The organism is Qipengyuania sp. (assembly GCF_043423005.1).
Taxonomy (GTDB): domain Bacteria; phylum Pseudomonadota; class Alphaproteobacteria; order Sphingomonadales; family Sphingomonadaceae; genus Qipengyuania.
This window is the reverse complement of the sequence record NZ_JBHWMI010000055.1, coordinates 1-6058: the sequence shown is the minus strand read 5'-3', so window position 1 is coordinate 6058 and position 6058 is coordinate 1. Positions and strand designations below refer to the sequence as shown.

The following is a 6058-nucleotide window of genomic DNA, read 5'->3' as shown; positions in this document are numbered from 1 at the left end:
CAGAGGGAAATAAGGCTCGATCCGGCGCATCTGCGCCTCGCTCAACAACCACAGATCTGACAACAGCACCACCTCCTTGATGCTGCCATTGAATCAACCGATTGCCTCCCGCGCAAGCGATTTAATGGGTCCTGAACTTAGCTCACACTGGGATCGACCGGAGCAGTTTCGGCTCACTCAATTGGTTGGGATGGGAACTAGTAGTCAGAACGCTCTCTGCGACCGGTGACGAGCAACGCCTTATGGATCACTGGGAAGAGTCGTTGATGGAAATCCTTAGGTATCCGGACGACTATTCCGATGAGCCCGTAGACTGGCGCTGGGAAAATACAGGCGAGCCGGCCAATCTACACGAACTACAGCCCGCCGCTGATGAAAGCAGGAGATTTCAATCGGCGATCAAGACGGTCCTCGGACCTGTTGGCGACAAGCGGCTCTGCTTCAATCTTTATAACGATGGAAACTACCGATTCACGCTTGAAGCGCTGTTACGGGACGGAGACCTTTCGGCTTGGGTGCCCCGAGAGTGGTCGAGTGAACACCAAGACTTAGCGAGCGCCGAGGAAGCCGCCCGAAGGAAGTTCGATTGGTTGGATTAGTCAGTCGGCTAGGGTCCGCTTCCCACCCCATCCCATCCCTTCCCGCATGTGCCGCGCTCTACCGAAAGCGGTCAAAGAATGTCCGCGCAACCCAGTCAATGTGCCGGCAACGAATAGGCGTCCACCCCCGGCAACGTCGCCTTTCCTACACACCCGCCCCCCGCCTATAAGCGCTGCCGCAACGGGTGCGGTGGCGGTGGCGCTTCGTTTACCTCGCCGTGTTGACAGCCGGTGCCTGGCGCATGGTTCTTGCGGACCTTGCGTCACGGCAGCCAGCGGGAGCGGGCCGACCGAGCCTGCCGTCGGCGCCCTTGCACAAGGGGGCCGCACGCAACCGGGGGTATGCCCCCGCGGCACGAGGGAAGGACGCGCGCCCGCACCTCTCGCCGCCCGCCGGCACAGGGCCGAACGGATGCTCACATGTGCGGCGGCAATTCCGTCACCAGCTTCTACAAGGCCGCACGAAGCACTGCCCGTGATGCTCGGGCCTGTCGCACCGGCTGTCGCCCGTTGCACCTGATGCTGGCCGAAAGGTCCGGACTGGCCGCCGGATGCGCGCCTATACCCGTTCCGCCTGGGCCACCGCATCGCTCGCCCGCACCGCGCTCAGCAGGCGGTTGAGGTGGGCGAGATCCTGCACCTCCAGATCGATTTCGTAGGTGCTGAACGGATAATCGAGCTGGGTCTGTTCGAGGCTTTTGACGTTGACCTTGTTCTTGGCGAAGATGCCGGCCATCTCGGCCAGCGTGCCGGGGCGGTCGTAGAGGGTGACCCGCATCCGCCCGACCGCGCCCATGCTGTGGCGGCCCCATGACAGGTCGAGCCAGTCGCTGGCGATCCCTTCGGCCAGCCGGTGGCAGTCGATCGAGTGGACCTCGACCCCTTCGCCCGGCACGCGCAGGCCCACGATCCGGTCGCCCGGCACCGGATGGCAGCATTCGGCAAGGTTGTAGCCCACCCCCGGGGTCAAGCCGCGGATCGACAGCGACTTGCTGCCGCCCGTCCATTCCTCGGGTTCTTCCATGTCGGCGGTGCAGCCCGGCACCAGTGCCTCCATCACGGTGCGATCGTCGATGCGAGCCGAACCGATCGCGTGGTACAGGTCCTCCTCCTCGTCCATTTCCAGCCGGGCGAGCGCGGCGCGCAGGGCCTTCTTGCCGATCTTGGCCGGCACCCGCACCGCGATCTCGTCGAACAGCTTGTGCCCGATATCGGCGATCTCGGCCCGTTCCTTGAGCCGCACCGCACGGCGGATGGCGGCGCGCGCCTTGCCGGTGACGACGAAGCCCAGCCAGCTCATCTGCGGATCGGCGATGCTGCCCTTGAGGATTTCCACCACGTCGCCATTGGCGAGCTGGGTGCGCAGCGGCATGTGCCGCCCGTTGATCTTCGCGCCGACCGTCTGGAGCCCGAGATCGGTGTGGACGGCGAAGGCGAAATCGACCGCGGTCGACCCCTTGGGCAATTGGAACAGCGCGCCTTTCGGGGTGAAGGCGAAGATGCGGTCCTGATAGATCGCCAGCCGGGTATGCTCGAGCAGTTCCTCGGCATCGTGGCTGGCATCGACGATCTCGATGAGGTCGCGCAGCCAGCCGACCTGCCCGTCAGGCCGGTCGCCCTGCTTGTAGGCCCAGTGCGCGGCGAGGCCGAACTCGTTGAGCCGGTGCATCTCGCGGGTGCGGATCTGCACTTCCACCCGCATCGACTTGCCATAGAGCAGCGAGGTATGAAGGCTGCGATAGCCGTTGGTCTTCGGGGTCGAGATATAATCCTTGAAGCGCCCGGGCAGGAACTGCCACGTGGTGTGCAGCACCCCCAGCGCGCGGTAGCAATCGGCCACATCCTCGCAGATGATGCGAAAGGCCATGATGTCGGTCACCTGCTCGAACGAGACGTGCCGTTCGGCCATCTTGCGCCAGATCGAATAGGGATGCTTCTCGCGCCCCGAAACCTCGACGTGGAGCCCGGCGCTGGCGAGCGCATGCTTCATGTCGAGCGCGATGGCATCGACCTGCCCGCCGTCCTGCTCGCGGATCTGCTCGAGCCGCTGCATGATCGTGGCATAGCCTTCGGGCTCGAGCTGCTCGAAGGCGAGCAGCTGCATCTCGCGCATGTATTCGTACATCCCCACCCGTTCGGCGAGGGGGGCGTAGATATCCATCGTCTCGCGCGCGATCCGCTGGCGCTTCTCTTCCTTGGAGATGAAATGCAGCGTGCGCATGTTGTGCAGCCGGTCGCCCAGCTTGACGAGGAGCACGCGGATGTCCTCGCTCATGGCGAGCAGGAACTTGCGCAGGTTTTCCGCCGCCCGGTCGTTCTCGGGCATCTGCTCGATCTTGGACAGCTTAGTCACCCCGTCGACCAGCCGGGCGACCTCGCCGCCGAAATTGCGCTCGATATCGTCGATCGTGGCGAGCGTGTCCTCCACCGTATCGTGGAGCAACGCGGTGATGATGGTTTCCTGATCGAGCTTGAGATCGGTCATCAGCCCGGCGACCTCGACCGGGTGGCTGAAATAGGGATCGCCGCTGGCCCGGGTCTGGGTGCCGTGTTTCTGGACAGTGTAGACGTAGGCGCGGTTGAGCATCATCTCATCCGCGTCGGGATCATAGGCCTTGACCCGTTCGACAAGCTCATACTGGCGCAGCATCACAAACGAATGTGTTGCGCCTTGCGCCGCAGCGCAATGCGTAATTTTTTCGCGCTGCGCCGAGTGCCCGCCCCGCGGCCGGGTCAGCGGCGGCGCATGACCCGGTCGATGCCTTCGCGGGTCACCGTGTGATAGCTGTCGCGCGTCCGGGCATAGATGCGCGTGGCATGGCCCTGCCCCCATTCGCCGCCGCTCCACAGCACCTCGTAAAGCGGTCGTACGAACTTGCCCCGCCCGACCGTGCCGAGGAACCGTTCCGCCTGCGGGATCGCCGCGTCGTAGCGGTTGGCCAGCGCCAGTTCGAGCCACAGGAACAGGATTTCGTTGTTGCGCGTCTGCGACAGCCCCAGCGCGCGGTCCAATTCGGCCAGCTGCGCGGCGCTGCGCTGTTTGGGGATATTGTCGAGAAAGCGCATCCGTTCGGCGCTGGTCCAGCCGGAATAAGCCGCCGGGATGGTGCCGCCGCGGGCATAGGCGGCGACCGCGGCATCGACTTCGGCGAAAGCGGCGGGATCGGGCCGCACGACATTGGCGGGAAGGCCGGGCGCGAAGATCCATTCCTCAAGCTGCAAAGCGGCAGCCTCGGCCGGCGAGCGCGCGAGATTGGCGCGCATGTCGTCGAGCAGCATCCTGCTGGTGGCGGGCTGGAAAGCGTGATTGTCGAACCACTGGCGCAGCCAGGCATCGAACCGCTCGCGCCCGACCGTGCGTTCGACGGTGCGCAGGAAGAAATGCCCCTTGTCATAGGCGATCGCACTGCCGACGAGTTCGCCTTTGCCATCGTTATGCAGCGCGGTGCCCGGCGCATCGGCGCCGACTTCGCGCAAGGTCTCCTCGATATTGGCAAAGGCGAGCGCGGCTTCCTGTTCGGCGCGCTTCTTGCCGTAGACTTCCTCGACGATGCGGTTCTCGAAATAGGAGGTCACCCCTTCGTTTAGCCAGCCGTCGCCCCACACCGCATTGGTGACGAGATTGCCCGACCAGCTGTGCGCCAGCTCATGCGCGACGAGCCCGTTGTTCGAGCGGTCACCGGCGATGAAGGTGGGGGTGAGGAAGGTCATCACCGGGTTCTCCATCCCGCCATAGGGGAAGGCCGGCGGCAGCACGATCATGTCGTAACGGCCCCAGCGATAGGGCCCGTAAAGCCGCTCGGCCGCCGCCACCATCTGCTCGGTATCGCCCACCTCACGCGCGGCCTCTGGCAGCACGGCCGGTTCGGCCCATACCCCGGTGCGCGGGCCGAGCGCCTGGAAATCGATATCGCCCGCCGCAATCGCGATCAGATAGGGCGGCACCGGCTTGTCCATCATGAAGCGGAAGGCCCGGCGGCCATCGCCAAGGTCTTCGGCCTCGCCCTGCCGGACCCCGCTCATCACCACGTCGAGCGGCTTGGGCGCAGTGATCCGCGCTTCCCAGGTCTGGCGGATGCCGGGGCTGTCTTGTGTCGGGATCCAGCTGCGGTTGAGGATCGCCTGGCCCTGGCTGAACAAGAACGGATGCTCGCCCCCTGCGGTCTGCTCGGGGCTGAGCCATTGAAGGGCGCTGGCATCGGCGGGCGCGGTATAGTCGATCCGGACCTTGCGCGCACCGTTCAGCGCGATGGTAAGCGGGGTGCCCATCTCGGGCTTATCGGCCGCCGGAGCACCCACAGTGAACGGCAGCGCGCGGCCGGCCCCGTCGGTCACACGGGCAATGGCAAGACCCTTGGTATCGAGCACGATCTCCTTGGCCCCCGGCCGGACCAGCACGTCCAGCGCAGCGCTCCCCGCCACCGTCTTGCGCGCGAAGTCGAGTGCGAGGTCGAGCGCGACATGCGTCACCCGCGCTTCCTGCGGCCGGGCATGGGTCTGGCTGTCGAGCGCGTCGGGCGTGGTCAGAATGGGCGAGATCATCGCATCGCTCGCAGCCGGAGTGGTCGGCACCGTCGAGCAGGCGGCAGTGGCGAGAAGCAGGGCAACAGGGGCAAGCAGGCGGCGCATCGATCTCTCTCCGGATATCTCGCGTGACGGGTGGCGGCTGGCAGCGGCTTTTTCAAGCACCAAGCACGCCGCGCCTTGCTGATGGCTGATCTCGATGTTATAACAAGCGTATGAACAAGACCCTCAAGATTACCCGGATCGGCAATTCGGCCGGCGTCATTCTGCCGAAGGAAGTTCTCGCCCGGCTGCGCGCGGACGTGGGCGACGCCCTGTTTGTAAGTGAAGCGCCTGACGGTATTCGGCTCTCGGCCTGCGATGGCGATTTTGCGGCGCAGATGGAAGCTGCCGAGACAATCATGCGCGAGGACCGCGATATCCTGCGCGCTTTGGCGCAGTAGGATGTCGGACGTCATCGAGCCGATCTGGGTCGGCCTGCAAGTCATCGTCGCCGCACATGATCGGCAGCTGGCGGAGCATGGTGGCCCGCCCGGAGTTCGCGACATGGGCGCGCTCGAGTCTGCGCTTGGTCGGCCTGTGAACCAATGGCATTATGGAAATACCGACATGGCGCGGTTCGCTGCCGCCTACGCCTTCGGGCTGGTCCGCAATCACCCGTTCGTCGACGGAAACAAGCGCTCGGCTTGGATCGCGGCGCGACTGTTCCTGAGCCTTAATGGCGAGCACCTGACCTTCGACAGGGGGGACGCAATCCGCACTGTCCTTGCCGCAGCCGCCGGCGAACTCACCGAGGACGAGCTGGCCGACTGGTTCCGGCAGCATCTTGCCGCCGCGGCGGACTGAACCTCAGCTCCAGATCGCGCGGGGCGGCAGGCTCATCAGGATGGCATCGATATTGCCGCCGGTCTTGAGGCCGAACAACGTCCCCCGGT

Annotated in this window: 5 protein-coding genes; 3 read left to right on the top strand and 2 right to left on the bottom strand. The window is 65.0% G+C overall.

The features are described from left to right. The first annotated feature begins 242 nt into the window (after nt 1-242). Nucleotides 243-599, top strand: a complete 357-nt coding sequence (locus tag ACHFFA_RS08860) for a hypothetical protein (protein WP_394270489.1) — start codon at nt 243-245, stop codon at nt 597-599. A gap of 559 nt (nt 600-1158) precedes the next feature. Here ACHFFA_RS08860 and ACHFFA_RS08855 read toward each other — a convergent pair. After that, the gene (locus ACHFFA_RS08855; RefSeq protein WP_394270488.1) at nt 1159-3249 is read right to left on the bottom strand and encodes a RelA/SpoT family protein; all 2091 of its coding nucleotides are present in this window, start codon (nt 3247-3249) and stop codon (nt 1159-1161) included. Between the two features lie 83 nt (nt 3250-3332). Beyond that, nucleotides 3333-5228: a M1 family metallopeptidase gene (locus tag ACHFFA_RS08850; protein WP_394270487.1), complete on the bottom strand. Its 1896-nt coding sequence runs from the start codon at nt 5226-5228 to the stop codon at nt 3333-3335. Nucleotides 5229-5338: 110 nt separating this feature from the next. On the opposite strand from ACHFFA_RS08850, the gene ACHFFA_RS08845 reads away from it, so the two are divergent. Continuing rightward, entirely contained in the window at nt 5339-5566 is a 228-nt protein-coding gene (locus tag ACHFFA_RS08845) for an AbrB/MazE/SpoVT family DNA-binding domain-containing protein (RefSeq protein ID WP_394270486.1), read from the top strand. Nucleotide 5567: 1 nt separating this feature from the next. Next, the gene (locus ACHFFA_RS08840) at nt 5568-5969 is read left to right on the top strand and encodes a type II toxin-antitoxin system death-on-curing family toxin (protein ID WP_394270485.1); all 402 of its coding nucleotides are present in this window, start codon (nt 5568-5570) and stop codon (nt 5967-5969) included. Nucleotides 5970-6058: the final 89 nt, after the last annotated feature.

Bases quoted from the DNA above. Each gene is read 5' to 3' on its own strand.
- ACHFFA_RS08855 (WP_394270488.1), bottom strand. From the start codon at position 3,249: ATGCTGCGCCAGTATGAGCTTGTCGAACGGGTCAAGGCCTATGATCCC.
- ACHFFA_RS08860 (WP_394270489.1), top strand. From the start codon at position 243: ATGGATCACTGGGAAGAGTCGTTGATGGAAATCCTTAGGTATCCGGAC.
- ACHFFA_RS08850 (WP_394270487.1), bottom strand. From the start codon at position 5,228: ATGCGCCGCCTGCTTGCCCCTGTTGCCCTGCTTCTCGCCACTGCCGCC.
- ACHFFA_RS08840 (WP_394270485.1), top strand. From the start codon at position 5,568: ATGTCGGACGTCATCGAGCCGATCTGGGTCGGCCTGCAAGTCATCGTC.
- ACHFFA_RS08845 (WP_394270486.1), top strand. From the start codon at position 5,339: ATGAACAAGACCCTCAAGATTACCCGGATCGGCAATTCGGCCGGCGTC.